Source organism: Caballeronia sp. DA-9 (assembly GCF_051615025.1).
In the GTDB taxonomy this organism is placed as follows: Bacteria; Pseudomonadota; Gammaproteobacteria; order Burkholderiales; family Burkholderiaceae; genus Caballeronia; species Caballeronia sordidicola.
Genome location: NZ_CP195133.1, coordinates 2,980,998 through 3,004,222, shown reverse-complemented (window position 1 = coordinate 3,004,222; position 23,225 = coordinate 2,980,998). Strand labels below are relative to the sequence as shown.

The following is a 23,225-nucleotide window of genomic DNA, read 5'->3' as shown; positions in this document are numbered from 1 at the left end:
GAAGGGTGGCCGGGTATTGCCGGGTAGCAGCGCCGCGCCGGTTTGTGTTTGAGTGACGCCAGTGCGTGGAGAACAAGCGCGCCCGGACCAATAAGAAATCAGGGAGATGCCATGAAGCGATTCTTGGTAGCCACGACGCCTGTCGTGGCTGCGGCACGGATAACGGCGCTTGCTGCCGTGGCGGTTGGACTCGTGGCTTGCCATGGCAACGACGACAACAATGGTTCGCAAACCAATTCATTGCCGAGCTTTATTTCGGGTAGCGTCCGCACGCAAACCTACGACGGCAACACCGACGACCTCCTGACAGCGGGCCTTGGCAAGACCGGGCTGGCATCGGCGAGCGTGCCTGCGGTTGCCAACGCCTTGTCACCGACTGCGGCGGAGCTTAGGCGGCTCGCGATCTATTCGAACTATCGCGCGCTCGTGGATATGTCCGCGAACGGCGGCTACGGCCGTTTCTGGGGACCCAACGTGGACCTGAACGGCAACGATACTCTTGGCGAAGGCAAGATCGCCGGCAAGGAATATCTCGCCTTCGCCGACGATGGCAGCGGCAAAAAAAACGTGAGCCTGCTCGTGCAGATCCCGGCGAGTTTCAATCCGGATCAGCCGTGCATTGTGACGGCTACATCGTCGGGTTCTCGCGGCGTGTACGGGGCGATATCGGCGGCGGGTGAATGGGGCTTGAAGCGCGGCTGCGCGGTCGCCTACACCGACAAAGGCAGCGGCAACGGCGCGCACGAACTGGCGACGGACCTCATCACGCTGATCGACGGCACCTTGTCCGGCGCGGCGGCCGCGGGCAAGACCAGCGAGTTCACGGCGAATCCGGGCGCGACGAGCATCGCCGCGTTCAATGCGCAATTTCCCAATCGATACGCTTTCAAGCACGCGCACTCGCAGCAGAATCCGGAGAAAGACTGGGGCACGAATACGCTTCAGGCGATCCAGTTCGCATACTGGGCGCTCAACGATACCTACGGCCCACTCGACGGCACCACCCGAAAGACGCGCTACAACCGCGGCGATGTGACGACCATAGCGGCCTCGGTGAGCAATGGCGGCGGCGCGTCGCTTGCCGCAGCCGAGCAGGACACACAGGGCTGGATCACGGCTGTCGTGGTCGGCGAGCCGCAGATCAACCTGAAGGTTCCGTCGCAGGTATCGGTGCGTCAGGGCGGCGTGCCGGTGGCGTCGTTCGGACGGCCGCTCGCCGACTACATGTCGCTCGCCAACCTGCTGCAGCCTTGCGCGGCGCTCGCTCCGGCCGCCGCCGGCGCGCCTTATCTCACCGCGTTGCCGCTGACCACGACGACCGCCACACGCACAGCCCGATGCGCGTCCCTGGCGGTCAACGGCGTGATTTCCGGCGGCGATGTGACGAGCCAGGCGAACAGTGCGTTGGCCCAGTTGCATCAGGCCGGCTACCTGACGGACTCGGACCTTCTGCAGGCGGCCATGTGGGATTCGCAGGCCGTGCCCGCGGTTGCCGTGACTTACGCCAATGCTTACACGCAGTCGAGCGTGACCGACAACCTGTGCAACTTCAGTTTCGGCACGACCAATGCGCTCACGGGCGTGGCGGGCGTGACGCCGCTCGTTTCGCCCATGCCAACGGTCTTTGGCAACGGCAACGGCGTGCCACCGACCAATGGCATCAATCTCGTCTATAACGCGGGGAATGCGGGCGCGGCGGATCACCGGCTCGCCACCGCCGATGCCAGTTTTGCCGGCGCGTTCTGTGTGCGCGGGTTATGGACGAATGGCGACTCGCGGATGACGGCGAGCGTTGATGCAATCCGGGTGAATGCGAATCTGCGCGGGAAGCCGGCGATCATCGTGCAGGGCCGCTCGGACACGCTCGTGCCGATCAACCATGCGTCGCGCCCGTACGCGGCCATGAACAAGCTCGCCGAGGGCAACGCGAGCAACCTGTCGTTCTACGAGGTGACGAACGGCCAGCATTTCGACGCTTTCTTAAGCGTCGCGGGCTTCGATAATCGCTTCATCCCGCTGCACTATTACAACCTGCAGGCGTTGAACCTGATGTGGGCGCATTTGAAGAGCGGCGCGCCGCTGCCGCCTTCGCAGGTCGTGCGTACTGTTCCGCGAGGCGGCGCGGCGGGGGCGGCGCCGGCTTTGTCGGTGGCGAATCTGCCGGCGATTTCCGCCGCGCCCGGTGGAAATGAGATCACGTTCGGGGGCGGCGCGGTGAATGTGCCGAACTAGGAAGCGGTTCAAGGTGTTGGCGATGACGCGGGCGCGGGCGCTGGCTGTACCGCGGCCGTTGCTGCCGTCGCCGGCGCATTCACAACCGGCGTCTGCACGACGATAGGCGTCGGCGTGAGCTCAGGCGAATTCAATATCAGCGATGGCGCGAGCGGACGGCTGGTGACATCGTCGCCGGGAATGGGGGAACTGCGCGGCACGGTGCGCAGATAATGGCCGACAAGACCAAAAAACCGGTCATAGAACTTCCCTGCGGGCACGGTTTCGCTTGAGATCTTGACCATGGAATCGCTGTTCGAGCGGATCGGCAGCGACAGCGACCCGAGCACGCTCAATCCAACACTCGCCGATGTATCGCTTTTCTTCAGCGTATAGCCGTCCTGCACAGCATTCACATACGCGATGCTCGTATTGCTCGCGTTCTCGCCGGGCGTGCAGACCACGTGAAACGACACTACGACGTGCGTTTCCGGCGTTGGCTGGAAGTTCTTGGTGGCATCGACGGTATCGGGTTGCGCCATGGTCGTCATGTAACCTTGGCTCAGCAACGCCCGGCGCGACGCTTCGCAGGTTTCCTGGCTGGTCGCGTCGTAGTTGTGCGCGAAGGGACTCACGCCGGTGGAGAACATTTCCGCCTGATAACTCGGCGTGGGCGCGGCCTTGCCGCCGCATGCAACGAGAATCAGCGCGGGCAGGGCGAGGACGAGGCGGGAAAACGGGTTGTACATGACAGTCGGCGGGACGAAACAAAGGACATCGGCGGCGTAGATTGTAGTGCGGGGCGAGGGCGGACGTAAAAGGCATTAATTTACAAGGCATTAGCTTGACATATGTTGACATACGCCTTACCTTTGATTTCTCGCAGCGCGTTTTCAACACGGAGGGGTTTTCGATGCGAACCGTATCTATTTTCAAAAACAATGCAAATCAGGCCGTCCGAATTCCAAAAGATATGCAATTCGAAGGAGTAACCGAACTTGAGATCCAACGTGAAGGGGACACCATTTTGTTGCGCCCAGTTCGGCCAAACTGGACTTCGTTCGCTGCCGAACCTATCGCGGACAGCGACTTCCTGATGGAGCGATCTAACGTTATCCAGACCGGACGCTTTGATCTCTCCGGCATGGATGATGAATCAGGAGAGCCTGCCCGGTGACACAGTTGTACATGCTCGACACAAATATTTGCTCGTTCATCATGCGAGAGCGGCCAGCGGAAGTCCTGGCCAAGTTGCAAAACTGCGTTAATGCCCAGAACAGAATCTTTATTTCTGCAATCACGTACGCAGAAATGCGTTTTGGCTCGATCGGGAAAAAGGCTTCGCCAAAACACGCCGGCCTGGTTTCCGCATTCGTTGCACGGCTGGACGGAATATTGCCTTGGGATGGCTCGGCCGTCGATGAAACAACGCGCGTGAGAGTCGAACTGGCAAGGAGAGGCACGCCGATTGGCGACAACGATTCCGCGATTGCCGGCCATGCGTTTGCCGCCGGTACTGTCTTGGTGACGAACAATGTCCGAGAATTCATCCGCGTGCCCGGCCTGCGGATCGAGGACTGGGCGACGCCCGCACCCTAGTACAACCGCAGCCTCGCGCCTCCGTACATCTATTTATCGTCTTTCTCCCATACCCTTCTTGAAATTACCGATCGCTGTGCCATATACTTGGCACTCGTCGCACGAGAGTGCTAACAGTTTTCCGGCCGGTGGTTGCATATGCGGTTCAATGAGCCGCCGTACGGGTTTCCCGCGTTTTTATAGTCTCAGTTAAGAGAGGAGTGTGTATGAACCTTCGTCCTTTGCACGATCGCGTCATCGTCAAGCGTCTGGATCAGGAAACCAAGACTGCCTCGGGCCTCATCATCCCCGACGCTGCAGCCGAAAAGCCGGATCAAGGCGAAATCCTGGCCGTCGGTCCGGGCAAGCGCGATGACAAGGGTACGCAAAACGCCCTCGACGTCAAAGTGGGCGACCGCGTGCTGTTCGGTAAGTACGCTGGTCAGACCGTCAAGGTCGACGGCAATGAACTGCTCGTGATGCGCGAAGAAGACATCATGGCCGTTCTGGTCAAGTAATCACCTTCAAGCCTGCGGCTCCCGGGCCGGTGCGATCGAGTCGCTCATGCGAGTCTCGCCCAGCCTGGAAAAGCCCGAAAACTGAAACGAATCAAGGAGTTTGAATATGGCAGCTAAAGAAGTCGTATTTGGCGATATCGCCCGTGCAAAGATGGTTGAAGGCGTGAACATCCTGGCCAACGCGGTCAAGGTCACGCTGGGCCCGAAGGGCCGCAACGTGGTTCTGGAACGCAGCTTCGGCGGCCCGACGGTCACGAAGGACGGTGTTTCGGTCGCTAAAGAAATCGAACTGAAAGACAAGCTCCAGAACATGGGCGCGCAAATGGTGAAGGAAGTTGCTTCCCGCACCAGCGACAACGCCGGCGACGGCACGACCACGGCTACGGTTCTGGCCCAGTCGATCGTCCGCGAAGGCATGAAGTACGTTGCATCGGGCATGAACCCGATGGACCTGAAGCGCGGCATCGACAAGGCAGTGACCGCTGCTATTGAAGAACTGCGCAAGATCAGCAAGCCTTGCACGACGAACAAGGAAATCGCCCAGGTTGGCGCGATTTCGGCCAACAGCGATTCGTCGATTGGTGACCGCATTGCAGAAGCAATGGACAAGGTTGGCAAGGAAGGCGTGATCACGGTTGAAGACGGCAAGTCGCTGGAAGACGAGCTGGACGTGGTTGAAGGCATGCAATTCGACCGTGGCTACCTGTCGCCGTACTTCATCAACACGCCGGAAAAGCAAGTTGCCGTGCTCGAAAACCCGTTCGTGCTGCTGCACGACAAGAAGGTTTCGAATATCCGTGACCTGCTCCCGATCCTGGAACAAGTTGCGAAGGCTGGCCGTCCGCTGCTGATCATCGCTGAAGATGTAGAAGGCGAAGCACTGGCCACGCTGGTTGTGAACAACATCCGCGGCATCCTGAAGACCGTTGCTGTCAAGGCTCCGGGCTTTGGCGACCGTCGCAAGGCCATGCTGGAAGACATCGCGATCCTGACCGGTGGTCAAGTCATCGCTGAAGAAACCGGCCTGACGCTGGAAAAGGCGACGCTGGCTGAGCTGGGTTCGGCCAAGCGCATCGAAGTGGCGAAGGAAAACACCACGATCATCGACGGCGCTGGCGAAGCGGTGAACATCGAAGCGCGCGTGAAGCAGGTTCGCACGCAAATCGAAGAAGCAACGTCGGATTACGACCGTGAAAAGCTGCAGGAACGCGTGGCCAAGCTGGCTGGCGGCGTTGCAGTGATCAAGGTTGGCGCTGCTACCGAAGTCGAAATGAAGGAAAAGAAGGCACGTGTTGAAGACGCACTGCACGCAACGCGCGCGGCTGTGGAAGAAGGCATCGTGGCTGGCGGCGGTGTTGCGCTGATCCGCGCTCGTCTGGCACTGAAGGACCTGAAGGGCACGAACGCCGATCAGGACGCCGGCATCAAGATCGTGCTGCGCGCAATGGAAGAGCCGCTTCGCCAGATCGTTACGAACGGCGGCGAAGAAGCCAGCGTCGTGGTGGCAGCGGTTGCAGCCGGTACGGGCAACTTTGGCTACAACGCAGCAACGGGCGAGTACGTCGACCTGGTGGAAGCCGGTGTTGTGGACCCGACCAAGGTAACGCGTACGGCACTGCAAAACGCGGCATCGGTGGCAGGTCTGCTGCTGACGACCGACTGCGCCGTGTCGGAACTGCCGAAGGAAGATGCGCCGATGGGCGGCGGCGGAATGCCGGGCGGCATGGGCGGCATGGGCATGGACATGTAATTTCGGCGTCTGCCGGAGTTGCGTGACAACGTGGGCTTCTTCGGGAGCTTGCGTTTGCCTCAAGAAAAAACCCGCATCGGGCAACCGATGCGGGTTTTTTCATTTCATTTGACCTGCGAGGTGCGCGCTATTTGCCGTTCTGCTCGCGCATCTGTTCGGCGGCCGCCTTGTAATCGTAGGTTGGATAGAACTCCGTCCTGTAGCCGCCCCACGCGGTGCTTTCGATAGCGCGATTCACTTCGCGCAATTTATCGGCGGGAACGCGCAGTGTCACAACCTGGCCGATCCCCATCATCACGTACCACGAAACAACCTGAACGCCCGGTGGCGGAAATGCCTTGAAGTAGCCCTGTTCCTTCAACTGCTGGTTGATCTGCGGCAGCGTTTTGGATTCATCGTGCTTGAGGAAGATGGTGAGCAGGAAAGTTCCATCGCCGACCGGCGCGGCCGTATTCGTTGCGCCCGGCGCGGGCGCTGTCTGCGCCATTGCCGATGTCAAACCGCCAGCCAGAAACAAAGCAGCGCTCAGCCACTTCATGTACTCACGCATCGATTTTCTCCTTTGCGGCAACAGGTCGTTTGGGACGGGCATTCACTGCACGGCGGCTTTTAACGCGTAACGCGTTGAACTGCGCGGCGCCGGCGGCGGTGTTGTCGAAGATGCACCATACCTCGCGCGCTTTCTTCGCCCGGTCGTGCAGCGTGAGCGCGAGGGCATCGAGATAAGGATATTCATAGGATGACCGATACACCTCCGGCGAGCCATGCAGCCGGAAGTACGCAAGAGACGTATCCGCCCGATGCCTGATCGCACAATCGTCGGGCTGCGGATCGGCATCTACGTAAGCGATGGTTTTCGACTTCAGCAGCGTGGCGGCGTCTTTCGCGAACCAGCTTTCGTGACGTGCTTCCAGCGCAATGGGAATCCGGGTGCGCTCGCGAATCGATGTAAAAAACGCTTCGGCTTCGTCAGCGTTGAACGCGAGACTGGGCGGCAATTGCACGAGCCAGCAACCGAGTGCATCGCCCAGTTGGGTTGCGGATTCGAGGAATGCGTCGAGCAGCGGTTCGCAGGAAACAAGGCGTGCATCGTGCGTAATGGCTTTCGGAATCTTCACCGAAAAGCGAAACGTGTCCGGCACGCTGTCGCGCCATCGGGCATAGGTTTCGGGACGATGCGGCCGATAAAAACTCGAGTTGATCTCAACGCACGTCAGCACCTGCGAGTAGCGGGCGAGATGCGTGCCGTCGCCGGGGAAATGTTCGCCGACGGCATCCGACAATCCCCATCCGGCGCAACCTATGCGGACTGCACCGGGGTGTTTCTTGAGTGACGGGAGCGAAGCTTTGCGCAGCGGCATATTTTAGTTTCGCTCCAGTTCAGTGTCAGTGGCGTGCTTCGCCGGGTGCGACGGGCGGCGTGTCGACCACCACGGGCGGCGTCTCTTCGTCATCGTTCGAACGGGCCCAAAAGAATCGATCCGGCAAATAAGCGCCCATGCCGGGCCTGAAGGCGGCTCGCGTCGCCTGAAAAACGTATTCTTGCGCTTCGCGCGCGGCTTCCGCCGGTTCCTGCCCGTTCGCCAGCAGCGCGGCAATCGCCGAGCCGAGCGTGTCGGTAATCCCCATCATGCGATGTTCGGTGCGATCCCACGTGTCCTGCCGGATCTGGCCTTCCTCGCCATACAACGTGTTGACGTGCCGGTGCGTGCCCGTTTCCGTTGCCAGGATGTACTCGCAGCCTTGTGACAGCAGATGCGAAATCGCGGCGTCGAGCGTGGGCGCTTCGGCGTCACCGTCAGGTTGCGCGAGTTGCAGGAGGGTGGCCAGATCTGCGACCAGCATGGTGGTTTGCGGCACCAGCAAATCGGCCATCGACTCCCGCAATTCGTCCGCAGCCAGCACGTGTTCGTCGTCGAGCGTGAAATCAGGGGCGAGGATCAGCGGCACGTCATCGTAGTCCGCAACGACTTCCGCTATGGCGCTCACGACCTCCGCGCGCGTTGCCGCGCCGATCTTGAACGCCGCCACGGGCATATCTTCCAGCAACATGCGGGCCTGAGTGCCCACGGTTTCGGGATCGAGACCGGTGACTTCGTCGCAGGTCGCGGAATCGCGCACGGTAAAGCCCGTGAGGACGGTCAGGCCGTGGCAGCCCATGCTCGCGAGCGTCAGGAGGTCCGCCTGCAGGCCGGAGCCGCCGGTCGGGTCGGACAGGCCGAAGGTAAGAACAATAGGAGGGGTATCGCTGGGCATCGAGTGATTTTTCTGGTCTTTCGGCTAAAGCGGGTCTGCGCAGCCGGAAAAATGGGTTGGTGCAAACGGCACGATTATGCGGCCTAAAGTCGCCTCGCCACACCATGCAGGCACTTTTTCCGGCGATCAGGCGCAATCGGCCCGGAAGTTGAGCGAACAGAAACGGCGCACAGGGTGCAATACTTGCTGCGATGACGGGCGCGCTAGTCGCGACAGTGCGGGCGCATGCCGTTGATCCCCGTCATGATGAACACCGGCCAATTGTCTAACGCTGCTGCATTGCTAGGCATCGCGGCGGCAAACCGGTACCATCATGCACTCATTTAACCGACTCCCCGACGCGACATAAGCATGGAATACAGAAGCTGGATGTGCCTGATTTGTGGCTGGATTTATGACGAAGAAGCCGGTTTGCCGGAGGAAGGCATTGCGCCCGGCACTCGATGGGAGGACGTTCCAATCAATTGGACCTGTCCCGAATGCGGCGCCCGCAAGGAAGACTTCGAGATGGTTCAGATCTGAGCACAGGCTCGGGCGGGTTTCAGGAAAACCGGAAAAAACCGCGCCGCATGGATGGGATGCCGTCATGCGGCGCGCGTTGTTTACAGTAGTAGAAGCTCTAGTTTCAAACGCGCTGAGTCAGCGCGGAAAGGACGTGCGGTACAACGTGGCGCCACGAGGCGGCAAGCAGCGCGACCACAGGCGCGGGTTCTGGCTTGGAGTATCCGGCCAGACACGCTAAAAAGCGCCAATCCGCAGAAGTGTTCGGCCAGGGAAAACGATTCGGCAAACGTAGGTCCGGGTGTACACCGCGAAATGTGAGCAGCAAGATGTGAGCAGCATGTTGTAAGCGGGATGTGCCCGGGTTCGACCCTGATCCATCCGACGAAACGGCCTGCGCCGTCTGTCGGCTCGTGAGCGTTCCATGACTACTCTGTCCGGCTTGACCAACACGTTCCACGCATTGCCCAATCCGCGCGGCGGCGCGGTGCGGATTGCAGAAATGGCGCTGACCGACGCGCAGCACGCGTTCATGCGCGACGGCGACACGCTCGGTGTCTTGCGCCGCGCCATTGGCGCGTTGCAGGCGGCGGGCTGGCTGCCCGCGCAGCGTTTCGCCGAAACGCTGGTGCTGGTGTCGCCGCTCGCGGGGTTATCGGAGAAAACGCGCAACCAGTTTGCCGAGGCGTTACGCGACTTCGGCTTCGCCGTCGAGCGCCGCAACTTGCGCGAACTGGCGTGCTCCACGCTGCTCTTCGATCACTATCGCGGGCTGCACGCGCTGATGGCGACGCATACCCGCGCGGCACCGGTTTCCTTCGATGACCTTGCGCTCGCTGGCCGCGCTATTGCGCCTGCCACGCTGCGGGCCGTGTCCGAAGAGCGCCTTGCGCGCGTGCGCGCGCATTACGAACGCGCGCTGCTGGTGCTGCTGCGCTCCAGGGTGGACGAGGAGACCGGGCGCGCCGAAACCACGTCCATCCTCGACGCCTGTCTCGCCGATCTCGCCGGCCCCGATCCCTACGACTTCTGGCGTCTTGCCGGCGCGGTGGTGCAGGCGCTGCGCTTGCAGCCAGACGCCGACAACGCCGCCGACGCTCGCCGCCTATACGCACGCTTCAACCTGATACTCGCCGATCAGGCGCATGGCCTGACGCACGCGCCCAAATCCCTCGTGCGCGCGGCGCTCGCGTTGCTGTGGCGCGATTACGCGTTATATGGCGCGTCGGCGGAGGATTCCGCCCAGGTCGACGTGCTGCGCGACTACGGCCTGACTGTCCACTGGCATGTCGCGGGTACGCAGGCGTCCGAGGACGCGTGGGAAAAAACTGCGGAGCAGGCACGCGATGCATCCACTCGCGACCTGGGCGTGCTGCGCGTGAACGCGGCGGCCTACGAGGATTTTCTGGCCAGCGCCGAGCCGGCCATCGGCGCGTTGATCGAGCATGGGGCGGCAGCCCGGGAAGCGGGGCGTATCGATGTGCAGGCGGCCATCAAGGCGGCCGACGCCGCATACCGGCTGGGCTCGGCGGCATGCGCGCTGGGCCTGGGCCACGTCGCGCTGCTTGCCGACACACTGGGCCTTGCTTGGCGGCGAATTGCATACGAGGCGCAAATGATGACCGGCGGGCAGCCGCTGGATGCCGCCGTGCCCGAGCGCGCCGCTCAAGCGCTCGGCGCCATGCTGCATCAGGCGGCGGCCGGGATTGCGCCGTCGGAGGGCGGCGCATCGGTGGCGGCGCTGACGGTGATGATCGAGCGCGGCCTGGCGGTGCGCTGACTTTCATTCGTCGTCGGCGGCATCGGGTCCGAAAGAAGCGCTTTTCACCACCGCATACCGCGCCAGCGTGGTCTTGCGGGCGGTATCGTGATCGACGACGGGCATTGGGTACTCCGCGCCCAACGAGATTTTCGCCGCCTTCAGCGCGTCCGGCTTCGCTTTCCATGGCGCGTGGATGTCTTTGTTGGAGAGGGCGGCGAGTTCCGGCACGTAATGGCGTATGAACTTGCCGTTGACATCGAATTTCTCCGACTGCGTGATCGGATTGAAAATGCGGAAATACGGCTGGGCGTCGCAGCCGCTGGAAGACGCCCACTGCCACCCGCCATTATTCGATGACAACTCGAAGTCGTTCAGCAGCACTTCGAAATACTGTTCCCCGCGACGCCAGTCCAGCCCGAGATCCTTCGTGAGAAAACTCGCGACCACCATGCGCAGCCGGTTGTGCATATAGCCCGACGAATTGATCTGGCGCATGGCGGCATCGACTAACGGATAGCCCGTGCGGCCTTCGCACCACGCGGCGAAATTGCTGTCGGCGGCGTCGCCGGTTTCCCATTCGATACGGTCATACACTGCCTTGAACGCCTGGTGATCGCCGGGCACGCCGACCTGCGGAAAATGGTGCAGCACGGAAAAGTAAAAATCGCGCCAGATGAGTTCGGACAGCCATGTCTCGGCGCCCCGGTTGCCGTGGCGCTGCGCGTCATGCGCGGTCCGGGCAAGCGCGCGGACCGAGATCGTTCCGTGCCGCAAATGCACGCTGAGGTAGCTCGGACCTTTCACCGATGGAAAATCTCGCGTCCGGTCGTAATCGGCCATACGGTCGTGGAAATCATCGAATAGCTGATAGGCGCCGCTCGTGCCCGCAGGTAACGCGGGCGCGTGCTCCTTGCTGAACCCCAGCGTTTCCAACGACGGAATCCCGTGTTTCACGCCCGGCGGCTTCGCCAACGCGGACAAATTCTCTTCCGACGCATACGGTTTCAGCGCATCCGGTGTAAGCGATGCGAGCCAGTTGCGCTTGTACGGCGTGAAAACTGTGTAGGGCTTGCCGGCGCCTGTCAGCACATCGTCCTGATGAAAAATGGTCTGGTCCTTGAACGTGAAAAACGCAACGTCCGCGCTTGCCAGTTTTTTCCCGATCGCCTCGTCGCGCGCTTTTGCGGACGGCTCATAATCGCGATTGGCGAATACGGCGTTCACGCCGCATTCGCGCGCGAGTTCGGGAATTTCATGCAATGGCACGCCATGACGCACGATCAGGCCGCCGCCGGCTTCGCGCAGCGACTTATCGAGTTCGATCAGGCTGGCATGAATAAACGGCACGCGGCGATCGTTTTTCGATAAAGGCGACAGAATTTCGCGGTCGAAAACGAAGGCGCACAGCACCCGGCGACAGCGTGTTACTGCGTGATAGAGTGCAGCATGGTCTGCCACGCGCAGGTCTCGCCGAAACCAGACAAGTCCCAGTTCAAAGTCGGCCATCAAGTATCGCCTTTGTTAAAATCCGAATCATGTCCAAGACACCCGATCGCATCAACTTGACCAATCAGTTCCTGATCGCCATGCCCAGCATGGCCGATCCCACGTTCTCGGGGACTGTAGTCTACCTTTGCGATCACAGCGAGCGTGGTGCGCTCGGCCTGGTGATCAACCGGCCGACCGACATTGACCTCCAATCGCTTTTCAATCGAATCGACCTGAAGCTCGAGATCGAGCCGCTCGTGCATTTGCCCGTCTATTTCGGTGGACCGGTGCAGACGGAGCGCGGTTTCGTGCTGCACGATCCCGCCGATGGCGATGTCTACACATCGTCCATGAGCGTGCCCGGCGGCCTTGCCATGACCACGTCGAAAGACGTGCTCGAAGCGGTCGCGAGCGGCAAGGGTCCCGAGCGTTTCCTGCTCACGCTCGGCCACGCCGGCTGGGGCGCGGGGCAACTGGAAGAGGAAATCTCCAAGAACGGCTGGCTGACGGTGGAAGCCGATCCGCGCATCGTCTTCGACGTGCCTGCCGAGGACAAGTTGCAGGCGGCGTTGTCGTTGCTGGGTGTGTCGCTGTCCATGCTGTCGGGCGAAGCGGGCCACGCATGACGGGTGACGGCGGGGGTGACACACGTATTGAAGCTACGTTGCTTGCCTTCGACTACGGCGAAAAGCGCATTGGCGTGGCGGTCGGCAATACGTTGACGCGGCATGCGCGGGCGCTCACCGTGCTCGAAAACCGCAGCCGGGAGTATCGGTTCGAAGCGATTGGCCAGTTGATCGCCGAGTGGAATCCGCGCACGGTGGTCGTCGGCCTGCCCATGCACCCGGACGGCACACCGCACGAAATGACCCAACTGGCCACGCGTTTTGGCAACCAGTTGAACGGCCGGTTCAGTGTGCCGGTGAGCTGGGTGGACGAGCGGTATTCGTCGGTGGAAGCGAAGGCCGAATTGAAGCGCAACGGCGTGAAGACGAACGCAAAGGGCCGTTATGACGACATCGACGCCGAAGCCGCCCGCGTCATTCTCCAACAGTATTTCGACCAACTTTCCGACGATCGATCATGAGTTCCATTGACGCCGAGGCGTTGTACCGCGAGTTGCTCGGGCAGGTTCGCGCGGCTTATGGCGAATCGCTTTCGCAAGCCGGCGCTCCCGTGCTTGCCGGCATCTACAGCGGCGGCGTCTGGCTCGCCGAGCGGCTGGCGAAAGATCTTAACGTAGCCGGAATCGGCGTGATCAACGTGTCGCTGCATCGCGATGACTACGCGAAGAAAGGCTTGCATAGCCAGGCCAGCCCGACTTCCCTGCCGTTCGAAATCGATAACGCGAAAATCCTGCTGATCGACGACGTGCTGTCGACCGGACGCACCGTGCGCGCCGCCGTCAACGAGCTTTATGACTACGGCCGCCCGGCACGGGTCGAACTTGCCGTGCTCGCCGACCGCGGCGGCCGCGAATTGCCCATGGCTGCACGCTTCACCGGCGGCATGGTGGATGTACCGGCGAACGCCAATCTCGTGCTCACGCAGCGCGACGACGGTTCGCTTTCGTTCAGCATTGAAGCACGCACGGAATAAAGCACGTCCATAAGCGCGCGCAGGCACGCGCGATAAGCATCTCTTCTTGTCACGAATCAAGCACGACCAGGATCCACATGAACACGGCCACTCAGGGTTCTGCCGAAAGCCGGGCGCCGGACAGAAAGCCGGCGGCAACGCGTCCCGGCTTTCTCAAGGGCAATCCGCAGCTTACGAAAAACGGCGAACTCAAGCATCTGCTCACCATTGAAGGACTGCCGCGCGCCATCGTCACGCATATTCTCGATACCGCCGAACAGTTCGTCAGCGTGACCGATCGCGAGATCAAGAAAGTGCCGCTGCTGCGCGGCAAGTCGGTCTTCAACCTGTTCTTCGAAAATTCCACACGCACCCGGACCACGTTCGAGATCGCCGCGAAGCGCCTTTCGGCTGACGTGCTGAATCTGAACATCAACGCGTCGTCCACGAGCAAGGGCGAGTCGCTGCTCGACACCATCAACAACCTTTCCGCGATGCACGCCGACATGTTCGTCGTGCGTCATGCGTCGAGCGGCGCGCCGTATCTGATCGCCGAGCATTGCGCGCCGCACGTGCACGTGATCAACGCCGGCGACGGGCGCCATGCGCACCCGACGCAAGGTCTGCTCGACATGTACACCATTCGCCACTACAAGAAGGATTTCCGGAATCTGCGTGTGGCAATAGTCGGCGACATCCTGCATTCGCGGGTTGCGCGTTCGGACATTCATGCGCTGACCACGCTTGGCGTGCCGGAAGTTCGGGCTATCGGGCCGCGTACCTTGCTGCCGGGCAACCTCAACGAGATGGGCGTGCACGTCTATCACAACCTGGACGAAGGCCTGAAGGGCGTCGACGTGATCATCATGTTGCGGTTGCAGAACGAGCGCATGAGCGGCGCGTTGCTGCCTTCGGCGCAAGAGTATTTCAAGTCGTGGGGACTCACGCCCGAGCGTCTCGCGCTGGCTGCGCCCGATGCCATCGTGATGCATCCGGGACCGATGAATCGCGGCGTCGAAATCGATTCGCAGGTTGCCGATGGTCCGCAGTCGGTGATTCTCAATCAGGTCACCTTCGGGATCGCCGTGCGCATGGCGGTAATGGGCATTGTTGCGGGCAATAGCGATTAATCCATGAACATACATATCCAGGGCGGAACGCTCATTGACCCGGCCGCGGGCACGGAAACCCTTGCCGATGTGTTTATCGCGGCGGGGAAGATCGTGGGTATTGGCAATGCGCCCGCTGACTTTCACGCAACGCGCACCTTCGATGCAAAAGGACTCGCCATCGCGCCGGGTTTTGTCGACCTGAGCGCGCGGCTTCGCGAGCCCGGATTCGAGCACAAGGCGACGCTCGAATCAGAAATGGCGGCGGCCGTGGCGAGCGGCGTGACGAGCCTCGTGTGTCCGCCCGACACCGATCCCGTTCTCGATGAACCCGGTCTCGTGGAAATGCTGCGTTTTCGCGCGCAGAAGCTGCATCAGGCGCATGTGTATCCGCTGGGCGCGCTGACCGTAGGGCTCAAGGGTGAAGCAATCACCGAAATGGTCGAGTTGACGGAATCGGGATGCATCGGCTTTTCGCAGGCCGACACGCCTATTGTCGATACCCGCACGCTGCTGCGCGCGCTGCAGTATGCGACCACTTACGGTTATGCCGTGTGGCTGCGGCCACAGGACAGCTACATGGCGCGCGGCGGCGTGGCGGCAAGTGGCGCGGTGGCGTCGCGGCTCGGCTTGTCGGGCGTGCCGGTTTCGGCGGAAACCATCGCGCTGCACACCATTTTCGAGCTGGTCCGCGTGTCGGGCGCGCGCGTGCATTTGTCGCATTTGTCTTCTGCGGCGGGCGTGGCGCTCGTGCGTCAGGCAAAGGCCGAAGGCCTCGCCGTGACCTGCGATGTCACCATCAACCACGTTCATCTGACGGATATGGACATCGGCTATTTCAACTCGCAGTTTCGCCTCGATCCGCCGCTGCGCTCGCAGCGCGACCGCGACGCGATTCGCGCGGGACTGGCCGATGGCACCATCGACGCGATCTGTTCCGACCACACACCGCTCGATGACGACGACAAGCTGCTGCCTTTCGCCGAAGCTACGCCGGGCGCAACGGGTCTGGAACTGCTGCTGTCGCTGACGGTGAAGTGGGCGCGCGAGGCCAACGTGCCATTGTCCAAAGCGCTGACGCGCATCACGAACGCGCCGGCCGGCGTGCTCAAGCTGGACGCGGGACGCGTTGCAGTGGGCGACACGGCCGACCTGTGCCTGTTCGATCCCGCCGCCGAATGGCTGGTCGAACCGGCCACGCTGAAAAGCCAGGGACACAATTCGCCGTTCCTTGGTTATGAACTGCCGGCGCGCGTGAAGGCGACGATTGTCGCGGGACATATTGCGTATGAAGCGCCCCATGAAACGCTTTATGAAACGCGATAGCGGCTGGGGATCCTGACCATGTTCGCCTTTCGCAAGCTCCATATTGTTGCGCATCTGCTGCACGGCATGTTCACCGTGGCGACGCGCTTTCCCAAGGCGACGCCGCAAACGCGCATGGAACTGAACCGCGCATGGTCCATTGAAATGTTGCGTCGATGCGGCATGAAACTCGTGGTTCACAACGATCAGGCGCGGCTCGACAGCGGCGCGCTGGTCGTCGGCAATCATGTGTCGTGGATCGATATCTACGTGGTCAATGCATGGCGGCCGACGCCGTTTGTATCGAAAGCGGAAGTGCGGCAATGGCCGATGGTCGGGTGGCTTGCACAGCAACTCGACACGATCTTTCTTCAGCGCGAAAAACGCAGCGATGCAAAACGCATCATGCATGAGCTTTCCGAGCGCCTGAAGCGCGGCGAATTGATGTGCGTGTTCCCGGAAGGGACTACATCGGCGGGCACGGAGTTGCTGCCGTTTCATTCCAATCTGTTCCAGGCGGCAGTGTCGGCGGGATGTCCCGTACAGCCGATTTGCCTCATGTACGAAGATGGGAATGGCAGGCAGTCGGAGGCGCCGGCTTATATCGATGACCTGACGCTGGGTTTTACGCTCGACGCCATGCTGCGCGACAAGCCGCTGACCGCGCATCTTTACGTCTGCGACGCGATCGCCGCGGGGGCTGATCGAAGGGTGCTCGCGAAGGATGCGCAGGCGGCGGTGGAGACGGCGTTGCGCAGGATGCAGGCGGGGTTGAGTGCGGCAGTGGTCGAGGAAGAAGCGGCCCATTCTGCGGATCTTGAAGGGCTTACGCCCGGGCACTGACATGATTCTTGTGACGGGCGGAGCTGGCTTTATAGGCGCGAACTTCGTGCTTGAGTGGCTCCGCGCGTCGAGTGAAGCCGTGCTCAACGTCGACAAGCTGACATACGCCGGAAACCCGCTCACGCTGAAGCCTTTGCAGCACAATGGCAATCACGTTTTTGCGCGCGTGGACATCTGCGACCGTGCGGCAATCGATGCGCTGCTTGCTCGCCATCGACCTCGCGCAATCCTGCATTTCGCGGCGGAAAGCCACGTGGACCGATCGATACATGCTCCCGCCGAGTTCGTGCAAACCAACGTGGCCGGCACATTCACGCTGCTCGAAGCGGCGCTTTCGTATTGGCGCTCTTTGCCTGACGCCGGACAGGCGGCGTTTCGCTTCCTGCATGTATCGACGGATGAGGTCTTCGGTTCGCTCGCGCCCGGCGACGCGCCTTTCTCCGAGATCGCACGGTACGCGCCGAACAGCCCTTATTCCGCGACCAAGGCCGCTTCCGACCATCTCGTGCGGTCGTATCACCACACGTACTGTTTGCCCACCATCACGACTCATTGTTCGAACAACTACGGCCCTTATCAGTTTCCAGAGAAGCTGATACCGCTGATGATCACGAACGCGATCACCGGCGAGTCGCTGCCGGTATATGGCGACGGCATGAACATTCGCGACTGGTTGCATGTCAGCGACCACTGCGCCGCGATCCGCGAAGTGCTGTCGCGCGGCCAGATCGGGGAGACGTATAACATCGGCGGCTGGAACGAAAAGACGAATCTCGGCGTTGTGCACACAGTGTGCGATTGGCTCGACCGGCTGAAGCCGAAAGCGGCGGGGTCATATCGCGATCAAATTGCGTTCGTGAACGACCGGCCAGGACACGACCGGCGTTACGCTGTCGACGCTCGCAAACTCGAGCGGGAACTCGGCTGGAAGCCGGCGGAAACGTTCGAAACGGGTATCGAGAAAACGGTCCGCTGGTATCTGGACAATCAGGCGTGGGTTGGCGACGTGGTTTCCGGCGCTTATAGAACGGCATGCATCGACATGGCGAGGTTCGGCGATGGCGCGTAAAGGCATCATTCTGGCCGGTGGCACCGGGACACGGCTTTATCCGATCACGCACGTGGTCTCGAAGCAATTGCTGCCCGTGTACGACAAACCGATGATCTACTATCCGCTATCCACACTGATGACGGCTGGGATTCGCGAGGTCCTGCTCATCTCGACGCCGCACGACGCCCCGCTGTTTGAAGCCATGCTGGGCGACGGAAGCCAGTGGGGCATGGATATCCAGTACGCCGTGCAGCCAACGCCCGACGGGCTGGCGCATGCGTTTATCATCGGTGAGCGGTTTATTGGCGCGGATCCGTGCGCATTGATTCTCGGCGACAATATTTTCTACGGTCAGGATCTCGACCGCCGCCTCGCGCAGGCAGATGCGAGAACAGAGGGCGCTACGGTCTTTGCGTACCATGTGCAGGATCCCGAGCGCTACGGCGTGGTGGAATTCGACGCGGACTTTCAAGTGGTATCGATTCATGAAAAGCCCCGGGTGCCTCGCTCGAGTTACGCGGTCACAGGCCTTTATTTCTACGATAATGACGTTTGCCAGATCGCTCGCAACATCAAGCCATCCGCGCGCGGCGAACTGGAAATCACCGATGTCAACACGGCGTACCTTGCGCAACAGAAGCTCGAGGTTCAAATCCTAGGCGGCGGTTTTGCGTGGCTCGACACAGGGACGCCCGACTCGCTGATCGACGCTGCAACATTCATTGCAACGTTGCAGAAGCGCCAGGGTTTGATGATCGCGTGCCCTGAGGAAATCGCTTTTCGCAGCGGCTGGATCGATGGCGAACAGGTCTCGAAGCTTGCCGCACCGCTCGCGAAAAACGCTTACGGCCGATATTTGCTCAACCTTCTCACGCATCAAGTCGCATGGCCCTCAAAGTAATCGCCACCGCGCTGCCGGAGGTCGTGATCGTTGAACCGGAAGTATTCGGCGACGCCCGCGGCTTCTTCTACGAAAGCTTCAACAGCCGCGATTTTGGCGAGCATGTGGCGGCAGGCGTGGAATTCGTGCAGGACAACCATTCGCGTTCGGCGCGCGGCGTATTGCGCGGACTGCACTATCAAATCGAGCGTCCGCAGGGGAAACTCGTTCGGGTCGTGGAAGGGGAAGTGTTCGACGTCGCCGTCGATTTGCGCAAAAGTTCGCCGCGCTTCGGCCATTGGACGGGCGTGAGTTTATCGGCGGAGAATCGACGGCAATTGTGGATTCCGCCGGGGTTCGGGCATGGTTTCGTGGTGCTGTCGGCGTCGGCGCAATACTTGTACAAGACGACGGATTACTGGTATCCGGAACATCAGCGAAGCATTGCATGGAACGATCCGGCAATCGGAATCCAGTGGCCGATAGATTTCGAGCCAATGCTTTCTGAAAAAGATGCTGTGGCGGTGAGACTGGCCGATGCCGAACATTACGCATGAGCGCTGCAATGACAGTCCGGGATTTGCCGAAGCCGACCATTCTGCTGACGGGCGCGACCGGCCAGATTGGTTTTGAACTTGTGCGCATTCTGCAAGGCTTGGGTCGTGTCGTGGCGTTCGATCGTGCGGGCCTTGATCTTTCTGACATCGCACGGATAGAGCAAGTGGTCAGCGATATCGCGCCTGCGGTGATTGTGAACGCGGCAGCTTATACCGCCGTCGATGCAGCGGAAACCGATGTTGCTGGCGCGATGCGATTGAACGCGGAAGCGCCGGAAGCGCTGTCGCGGGTGGCGAAACGTCTCGGTGCGTTGCTGGTGCATTACTCCACGGACTACGTGTTCGATGGCGTCAAACCCGGTGCGTACGTGGAGGATGACGCGACGAATCCGCTGAATGTCTATGGCGTCAGCAAACTGGCGGGAGAGCAGGCGATTGCGGCGTCGGGTTGCGCGTATCTGGTTTTTCGCACGAGTTGGGTCTACGGCGCCCAGGGCACGAATTTCCTTCGGACCATGCTGCGGCTTGCCGCCGAGCGCGACGAACTCAGCGTGGTGAACGATCAAATAGGCGCGCCAACGTGGTCGAGAACCATCGCCGACGAAACGGCCATCGCGCTGTCGCAGCTACTTCGCGGTCAGCGCGAAGACTGGTTTCGCCGCTCGGGCGTCTACCACCTCACGGCTGCGGGATCGACCTCGTGGGCTGGTTTCGCGCAGGCGATCTTTGATAATTCGAGGCAGCCGGCCAAGCCCGTGATCAAAGGGATTCCAACGATTTCGCACCTGCCTCCCACCGTGCGGCCGTTGAACTCCAGGCTTTCAAACGGCAAGCTGGCGGATGTTTTCGGCATCGAGCCGCCTCCTTGGGACGAAGCGCTGCGCCAGTGCATGGCGCAATCGCAGCTTTGAGGCGGTGATTGCGTTAATCGGGCGTTAGTCGTGCGTCAGTCGATTACAGCGCGGCAGTTCGAGCAATCGACCTGCGTCACTTTGCGGTCGGCGGGGTCGCTTGCGAGCCGGATTGCCGTGAGTTGTTCGCCCCAGACGCAACCCGAGTCCAGTCCTATGATGTTGTCGCGAACGATCAGTCCGATCGCCGCCCAATGACCAAAAATGACGGTTACGTCCGATGTCCCGCGCGAAGGCACGTCGAACCACGGCATGAATCCGGGGGGACCCGAAGCTACGCCGCCGCTGGACGAGAAATCCATGTCGCCTTCGGGCGAACAAAAGCGCAGGCGCGTGAGCGCATTGCATATCACGCGCAGCCGGTCGGCGCCTTTGAGCTTCGGTTTCCATCGGGTCGGCTCGTTGCCGTAGAGACTCGCGAGCGTTTCCTTCCAGTTCGGCGCGCGCAGGGCGCGCTGGAATTCTTCGGCGAGTTCCAGCGTGGTCGCCACGTCCCATTGCGGCAGAACGCCGGCGTGGACCATCAGCATGCCGTGATCGAAATGCGCGATCGGACGATGCCTGACCCAGTCGAGGAGATCGGCGGCGTCGGGCGCGGCCAGGATATCGTCGATAGTGTCGCCTTTCTTCGATTTACGAATGCCCGCCGATACGGACAACAGATGCAGGTCGTGATTACCGAGGACGGCAACGGCGCGGTCACCGAGCGCGATCAGGTCGCGCAGCGTGGCAAGGGATTCCGGGCCGCGGTTGATGATGTCGCCGGCGAACCACAGCGGCGTGGTCTCGCCGGGCGCAGCCTTCGCCAATAGACGCTGGAATGCTTCGCGGCAGCCCTGAATGTCGCCGAATGCGAGGGGGACGGGGCGTTGGGCAGGGGAAAGCAGCATAAGTGAGGCACTGGCTACAAAATCGGTGAAGGAGTGTCGGAGGACGGGCGCGTAACGGTGTTCGCAATGCCAACGTATCATCCGCCGGTTGCAAGTCATTGCGGATGCGGTTGCGCTATAAGGAAGTAGTTTAACTGGCAAAAGCTTTTGGCGTGGTCAGGTGTTGCGTCACTAAGAATTGGATGTCGATGCGTTGGCGCTTAGGCGGAGACCTGACCGCTTAATTGCATCGACGCCGTGCCTAGCATGTATTCGCTTGGTGTTTCTTGTACTTTGCCGCAATGGAAACGAGCCTCAAAACGGACTGGCACCTACCTAGGCGATAGCTAAAGCATCGTCGGCGAAACTCACATATCCATATCAAAAATTACGAGCGTGCGTGAAGTGGAGGTGTCTGGTCAAGACGTACGCGTCGCCTGAGTGTGGTAAATGAAATAGGGTCGCATTAGTCAATGCGATCGCATAAGGTATGCGAACAACCTGATCTAATTTCACATCATGCCATCGCATTGAAACTATGTAACAGTGAGAACGAACTATTAGTTTCGCAATGCTTAAAGCTTGCAACGCTTGATTAACAATTCAGTGAGCAATTTGACAGATTGTTCTACTGTTTGCTGGTCTGTATTCAAACACAGCGTTGGCGACAGCGGCTCCTCGTAGCGGGAAGACACCCCCGTAAATTTGTGGATCTCTCCACGCGTTGCTCGGGCATAGTGGGCCCTTGGGATCTTGCCCCCGGGCAAACTATGGACGGACAACTACAATAAGCTTCGAAAAAGTCGTCAGGGTTAAACAGCTGTTTTACCCGTTCTCGTGTCTCCCGAATCGGGGAAAGCAGCGCAACAATGACAAGTATGCCGCACTCTACAAATAGTTGGGCTGTCTCGGCGACCCGCCGGACATTTTCGTTACGATCCGCTTCGGAAAACCCTAAGTCAGCGCACAAGCCAAGCCGAACATTATCACCGTCGAGAAGCGGTTTGCATGCCTGGCGCGTAGAGATTGCGTTCCGTTGCATCCCCAATTGTTGACTTTCCAAAACCTGGCAACCCCGTCAGCCAAACGACAGCACTGCGGTGATGATTTCTCGCCTCTCGATTGGCACGAGTGACTGTAGTTGTCTGCTTCACGACATGAAGTGAAGAGCGGGCGAGGATCGGAGCGAAATTTTGACGAGGTGCCGTAAAAGTCCTGCGTAAAATTTCCGGTTCTGTCCGCAAACTGGTCGGCATTGCGTACGCACACGATTAATAACAGCTACGTTACCTATGGCTTTTCACCGTCAAATTTGTCGCAATGAATATTTTATTCGTAATAAATGCTGGTCAAAACGCTCGATTTTAAATTTTGACAACGCAATTTTTTTAAAGCTAACTTCAAGTTTAAACCACGTGAGTTCATTTCCGAGAAGTCTGATAAAACGTTTGGGATAAGTTTTTGAATGGACAATAGGCCATTTCTTTATTATCGGCTTAAATAATATTTCTAACCTTTCAGTCGACTTCAATCGGATGGTCTCTGAAACTCGCTTGTGGAATCAAAATTCACATCTTAAATTTTCGGGAACTCTTAGAAGTTACTGCGGTTATTTATGCCGAGGCGTAATTCGATGTCCAGAAGAAGCTTGGCTCCGCTTTTTGACTGAGAAATGTTCATGCTCTCGCGGATTGTCCTGGGAACTGGGCGTCACGCGACGAACGTCCACGCAGACGCCACGTGATCTCAAGTGATCTATTCGATGAGAAAACACGTGACGTGAACTGATTGATGAACACGCTTGTACTTCACACGATTTTTATCTTTTTTCTGAGTTTAAGATTTCTCGTGACGTCTCGCGCTTAAGTGTAGACGCGCTATGCGTTACGTCCATATATCGAAATGCGGTCATGTGCCGTTTGCGCTTGTCAGAAGTCGGTAGAGCCAGGCGCGCTGCGGACGGGTTGCCAGGTACCGCCCTTGCATCTTATAACTTAGGTCGGAAGCTTGGGCGGCCATGTTAGCTCGGTTACAATTGAGCCCTGAGCATTTTCTCCA

General features: G+C 60.1%; 24 protein-coding genes and 1 pseudogene. 17 read left to right on the top strand and 8 right to left on the bottom strand.

The features are described 5' to 3' along the window. Positions 1-111 precede the first annotated feature (111 nt). Positions 112-2,232 carry a D-(-)-3-hydroxybutyrate oligomer hydrolase gene (locus ACRWA7_RS29900; protein WP_438394192.1) on the top strand — a complete coding sequence of 707 codons (2,121 nt, stop codon included), beginning with the start codon at positions 112-114 and terminating at the stop codon, positions 2,230-2,232. An 8-nt stretch (positions 2,233-2,240) separates the two neighbouring features. Here ACRWA7_RS29900 and ACRWA7_RS29895 read toward each other — a convergent pair whose 3' ends face one another. Further along, positions 2,241-2,960, bottom strand: a complete 720-nt coding sequence (locus ACRWA7_RS29895; protein ID WP_438394190.1) for a DUF2242 domain-containing protein — start codon at positions 2,958-2,960, stop codon at positions 2,241-2,243. A 164-nt stretch (positions 2,961-3,124) separates the two neighbouring features. Here ACRWA7_RS29895 and vapB point away from each other — a divergent pair, with 164 nt between their 5' ends. The 4 genes from vapB to groL all read left to right on the top strand — a co-directional run bounded on the left by vapB (position 3,125) and on the right by groL (position 6,057). Beyond that, positions 3,125-3,388: a type II toxin-antitoxin system VapB family antitoxin gene (gene vapB, locus ACRWA7_RS29890; RefSeq protein ID WP_060858472.1), complete on the top strand. Its 264-nt coding sequence runs from the start codon at positions 3,125-3,127 to the stop codon at positions 3,386-3,388. Continuing rightward, positions 3,385-3,810: a type II toxin-antitoxin system VapC family toxin gene (locus tag ACRWA7_RS29885; protein WP_438394187.1), complete on the top strand. Its 426-nt coding sequence runs from the start codon at positions 3,385-3,387 to the stop codon at positions 3,808-3,810. Before vapB ends, ACRWA7_RS29885 begins: the two co-directional genes overlap by 4 nt. Positions 3,811-4,016: 206 nt before the next feature. Continuing rightward, complete coding sequence (locus ACRWA7_RS29880; RefSeq protein WP_031362728.1) at positions 4,017-4,307, top strand: co-chaperone GroES; 291 nt, start codon at positions 4,017-4,019, stop codon at positions 4,305-4,307. Positions 4,308-4,413: 106 nt separating this feature from the next. Then, positions 4,414-6,057, top strand: a complete 1,644-nt coding sequence (gene groL / locus ACRWA7_RS29875; protein WP_060858456.1) for a chaperonin GroEL — start codon at positions 4,414-4,416, stop codon at positions 6,055-6,057. 127 nt (positions 6,058-6,184) lie between these two features. Here the strand turns inward: groL and ACRWA7_RS29870 are convergent, their stop codons facing one another. The 3 genes from ACRWA7_RS29870 to ACRWA7_RS29860 all read right to left on the bottom strand — a co-directional run bounded on the left by ACRWA7_RS29870 (position 6,185) and on the right by ACRWA7_RS29860 (position 8,313). After that, positions 6,185-6,544 (bottom strand): hypothetical protein, encoded by a 360-nt coding sequence (locus ACRWA7_RS29870; RefSeq protein ID WP_438396828.1) that lies wholly within the window; start codon positions 6,542-6,544, stop codon positions 6,185-6,187. A gap of 55 nt (positions 6,545-6,599) precedes the next feature. Continuing rightward, positions 6,600-7,340 (bottom strand): DUF72 domain-containing protein, encoded by a 741-nt coding sequence (locus tag ACRWA7_RS29865; protein ID WP_438394182.1) that lies wholly within the window; start codon positions 7,338-7,340, stop codon positions 6,600-6,602. A gap of 103 nt (positions 7,341-7,443) precedes the next feature. Continuing rightward, entirely contained in the window at positions 7,444-8,313 is an 870-nt protein-coding gene (locus ACRWA7_RS29860) for a hydroxymethylpyrimidine/phosphomethylpyrimidine kinase (RefSeq protein ID WP_438394179.1), read from the bottom strand. Positions 8,314-8,664: 351 nt separating this feature from the next. On the opposite strand from ACRWA7_RS29860, the gene ACRWA7_RS29855 reads away from it, so the two are divergent. Then, positions 8,665-8,835, top strand: a complete 171-nt coding sequence (locus ACRWA7_RS29855) for a rubredoxin (RefSeq protein ID WP_025527884.1) — start codon at positions 8,665-8,667, stop codon at positions 8,833-8,835. Between the two features lie 403 nt (positions 8,836-9,238). Further along, positions 9,239-10,594 (top strand): hypothetical protein, encoded by a 1,356-nt coding sequence (locus tag ACRWA7_RS29850; protein ID WP_060858452.1) that lies wholly within the window; start codon positions 9,239-9,241, stop codon positions 10,592-10,594. Between the two features lie 3 nt (positions 10,595-10,597). Here ACRWA7_RS29850 and ACRWA7_RS29845 read toward each other — a convergent pair whose 3' ends face one another. After that, positions 10,598-12,082, bottom strand: coding sequence for a cryptochrome/photolyase family protein (locus ACRWA7_RS29845; RefSeq protein WP_438394177.1), 1,485 nt, complete (start codon positions 12,080-12,082; stop codon positions 10,598-10,600). Positions 12,083-12,111: 29 nt separating this feature from the next. Between ACRWA7_RS29845 and ACRWA7_RS29840 the strand changes: the two genes are divergently transcribed. The 10 genes from ACRWA7_RS29840 (at position 12,112) to rfbD (ending at position 20,298) form a co-directional block, all read left to right on the top strand. Beyond that, positions 12,112-12,690, top strand: coding sequence for a YqgE/AlgH family protein (locus ACRWA7_RS29840; protein WP_060858450.1), 579 nt, complete (start codon positions 12,112-12,114; stop codon positions 12,688-12,690). Further along, positions 12,687-13,151 carry a Holliday junction resolvase RuvX gene (ruvX, locus tag ACRWA7_RS29835; RefSeq protein WP_438394174.1) on the top strand — a complete coding sequence of 155 codons (465 nt, stop codon included), beginning with the start codon at positions 12,687-12,689 and terminating at the stop codon, positions 13,149-13,151. Before ACRWA7_RS29840 ends, ruvX begins: the two co-directional genes overlap by 4 nt. Beyond that, on the top strand, positions 13,148-13,663 hold the full coding sequence (gene pyrR / locus ACRWA7_RS29830) for a bifunctional pyr operon transcriptional regulator/uracil phosphoribosyltransferase PyrR (RefSeq protein WP_060858448.1): 516 nt from the start codon (positions 13,148-13,150) through the stop codon (positions 13,661-13,663). The genes ruvX and pyrR overlap by 4 nt, the downstream gene beginning before the upstream one ends. Positions 13,664-13,740: 77 nt before the next feature. Continuing rightward, complete coding sequence (locus tag ACRWA7_RS29825; RefSeq protein ID WP_060858447.1) at positions 13,741-14,772, top strand: aspartate carbamoyltransferase catalytic subunit; 1,032 nt, start codon at positions 13,741-13,743, stop codon at positions 14,770-14,772. 3 nt (positions 14,773-14,775) lie between these two features. Beyond that, on the top strand, positions 14,776-16,077 hold the full coding sequence (locus tag ACRWA7_RS29820; protein WP_438394171.1) for a dihydroorotase: 1,302 nt from the start codon (positions 14,776-14,778) through the stop codon (positions 16,075-16,077). A gap of 18 nt (positions 16,078-16,095) precedes the next feature. Beyond that, positions 16,096-16,899 (top strand): lysophospholipid acyltransferase family protein, encoded by an 804-nt coding sequence (locus tag ACRWA7_RS29815; protein WP_438394170.1) that lies wholly within the window; start codon positions 16,096-16,098, stop codon positions 16,897-16,899. Position 16,900: 1 nt separating this feature from the next. Continuing rightward, positions 16,901-17,968, top strand: a complete 1,068-nt coding sequence (rfbB, locus tag ACRWA7_RS29810) for a dTDP-glucose 4,6-dehydratase (protein ID WP_438394169.1) — start codon at positions 16,901-16,903, stop codon at positions 17,966-17,968. Beyond that, on the top strand, positions 17,958-18,851 hold the full coding sequence (gene rfbA, locus ACRWA7_RS29805) for a glucose-1-phosphate thymidylyltransferase RfbA (protein ID WP_438394167.1): 894 nt from the start codon (positions 17,958-17,960) through the stop codon (positions 18,849-18,851). The genes rfbB and rfbA overlap by 11 nt, the downstream gene beginning before the upstream one ends. Beyond that, positions 18,836-19,387: a dTDP-4-dehydrorhamnose 3,5-epimerase gene (gene rfbC, locus ACRWA7_RS29800; RefSeq protein ID WP_438394164.1), complete on the top strand. Its 552-nt coding sequence runs from the start codon at positions 18,836-18,838 to the stop codon at positions 19,385-19,387. Before rfbA ends, rfbC begins: the two co-directional genes overlap by 16 nt. Positions 19,388-19,395: 8 nt before the next feature. Continuing rightward, on the top strand, positions 19,396-20,298 hold the full coding sequence (gene rfbD / locus ACRWA7_RS29795; protein WP_438394163.1) for a dTDP-4-dehydrorhamnose reductase: 903 nt from the start codon (positions 19,396-19,398) through the stop codon (positions 20,296-20,298). A gap of 35 nt (positions 20,299-20,333) precedes the next feature. On the opposite strand, the gene ACRWA7_RS29790 is transcribed toward rfbD, so the two are convergent. From ACRWA7_RS29790 to ACRWA7_RS29780, 3 genes and pseudogenes are all read right to left on the bottom strand, one after another. Then, a complete protein-coding gene (locus tag ACRWA7_RS29790; RefSeq protein ID WP_438394162.1) occupies positions 20,334-21,188 on the bottom strand; it encodes a symmetrical bis(5'-nucleosyl)-tetraphosphatase in 855 nt (284 codons plus the stop codon). Between the two features lie 554 nt (positions 21,189-21,742). Then, positions 21,743-21,934: an adenylyl-sulfate kinase gene (locus ACRWA7_RS29785; RefSeq protein ID WP_438394161.1), complete on the bottom strand. Its 192-nt coding sequence runs from the start codon at positions 21,932-21,934 to the stop codon at positions 21,743-21,745. Positions 21,935-21,939: 5 nt separating this feature from the next. Further along, positions 21,940-22,423: pseudogene (locus tag ACRWA7_RS29780) on the bottom strand (adenylyl-sulfate kinase); the annotation flags it as partial. Positions 22,424-23,225 lie beyond the last annotated feature (802 nt).

Excerpts from the sequence above, each read along its gene's own strand:
- ACRWA7_RS29815 (WP_438394170.1), top strand. The coding sequence starts at position 16,096 with ATGTTCGCCTTTCGCAAGCTCCATATTGTTGCGCATCTGCTGCACGGC.
- ACRWA7_RS29880 (WP_031362728.1), top strand. The coding sequence starts at position 4,017 with ATGAACCTTCGTCCTTTGCACGATCGCGTCATCGTCAAGCGTCTGGAT.
- ruvX (WP_438394174.1), top strand. The coding sequence starts at position 12,687 with ATGACGGGTGACGGCGGGGGTGACACACGTATTGAAGCTACGTTGCTT.
- ACRWA7_RS29900 (WP_438394192.1), top strand. The coding sequence starts at position 112 with ATGAAGCGATTCTTGGTAGCCACGACGCCTGTCGTGGCTGCGGCACGG.
- rfbD (WP_438394163.1), top strand. The coding sequence starts at position 19,396 with ATGACAGTCCGGGATTTGCCGAAGCCGACCATTCTGCTGACGGGCGCG.
- ACRWA7_RS29840 (WP_060858450.1), top strand. The coding sequence starts at position 12,112 with ATGTCCAAGACACCCGATCGCATCAACTTGACCAATCAGTTCCTGATC.
- ACRWA7_RS29855 (WP_025527884.1), top strand. The coding sequence starts at position 8,665 with ATGGAATACAGAAGCTGGATGTGCCTGATTTGTGGCTGGATTTATGAC.
- rfbC (WP_438394164.1), top strand. The coding sequence starts at position 18,836 with ATGGCCCTCAAAGTAATCGCCACCGCGCTGCCGGAGGTCGTGATCGTT.
- ACRWA7_RS29825 (WP_060858447.1), top strand. The coding sequence starts at position 13,741 with ATGAACACGGCCACTCAGGGTTCTGCCGAAAGCCGGGCGCCGGACAGA.
- groL (WP_060858456.1), top strand. The coding sequence starts at position 4,414 with ATGGCAGCTAAAGAAGTCGTATTTGGCGATATCGCCCGTGCAAAGATG.
- pyrR (WP_060858448.1), top strand. The coding sequence starts at position 13,148 with ATGAGTTCCATTGACGCCGAGGCGTTGTACCGCGAGTTGCTCGGGCAG.
- rfbA (WP_438394167.1), top strand. The coding sequence starts at position 17,958 with ATGGCGCGTAAAGGCATCATTCTGGCCGGTGGCACCGGGACACGGCTT.
- ACRWA7_RS29860 (WP_438394179.1), bottom strand. The coding sequence starts at position 8,313 with ATGCCCAGCGATACCCCTCCTATTGTTCTTACCTTCGGCCTGTCCGAC.
- ACRWA7_RS29850 (WP_060858452.1), top strand. The coding sequence starts at position 9,239 with ATGACTACTCTGTCCGGCTTGACCAACACGTTCCACGCATTGCCCAAT.
- vapB (WP_060858472.1), top strand. The coding sequence starts at position 3,125 with ATGCGAACCGTATCTATTTTCAAAAACAATGCAAATCAGGCCGTCCGA.
- ACRWA7_RS29870 (WP_438396828.1), bottom strand. The coding sequence starts at position 6,544 with ATGGCGCAGACAGCGCCCGCGCCGGGCGCAACGAATACGGCCGCGCCG.
- rfbB (WP_438394169.1), top strand. The coding sequence starts at position 16,901 with ATGATTCTTGTGACGGGCGGAGCTGGCTTTATAGGCGCGAACTTCGTG.
- ACRWA7_RS29845 (WP_438394177.1), bottom strand. The coding sequence starts at position 12,082 with ATGGCCGACTTTGAACTGGGACTTGTCTGGTTTCGGCGAGACCTGCGC.
- ACRWA7_RS29820 (WP_438394171.1), top strand. The coding sequence starts at position 14,776 with ATGAACATACATATCCAGGGCGGAACGCTCATTGACCCGGCCGCGGGC.
- ACRWA7_RS29790 (WP_438394162.1), bottom strand. The coding sequence starts at position 21,188 with ATGCTGCTTTCCCCTGCCCAACGCCCCGTCCCCCTCGCATTCGGCGAC.
- ACRWA7_RS29895 (WP_438394190.1), bottom strand. The coding sequence starts at position 2,960 with ATGTACAACCCGTTTTCCCGCCTCGTCCTCGCCCTGCCCGCGCTGATT.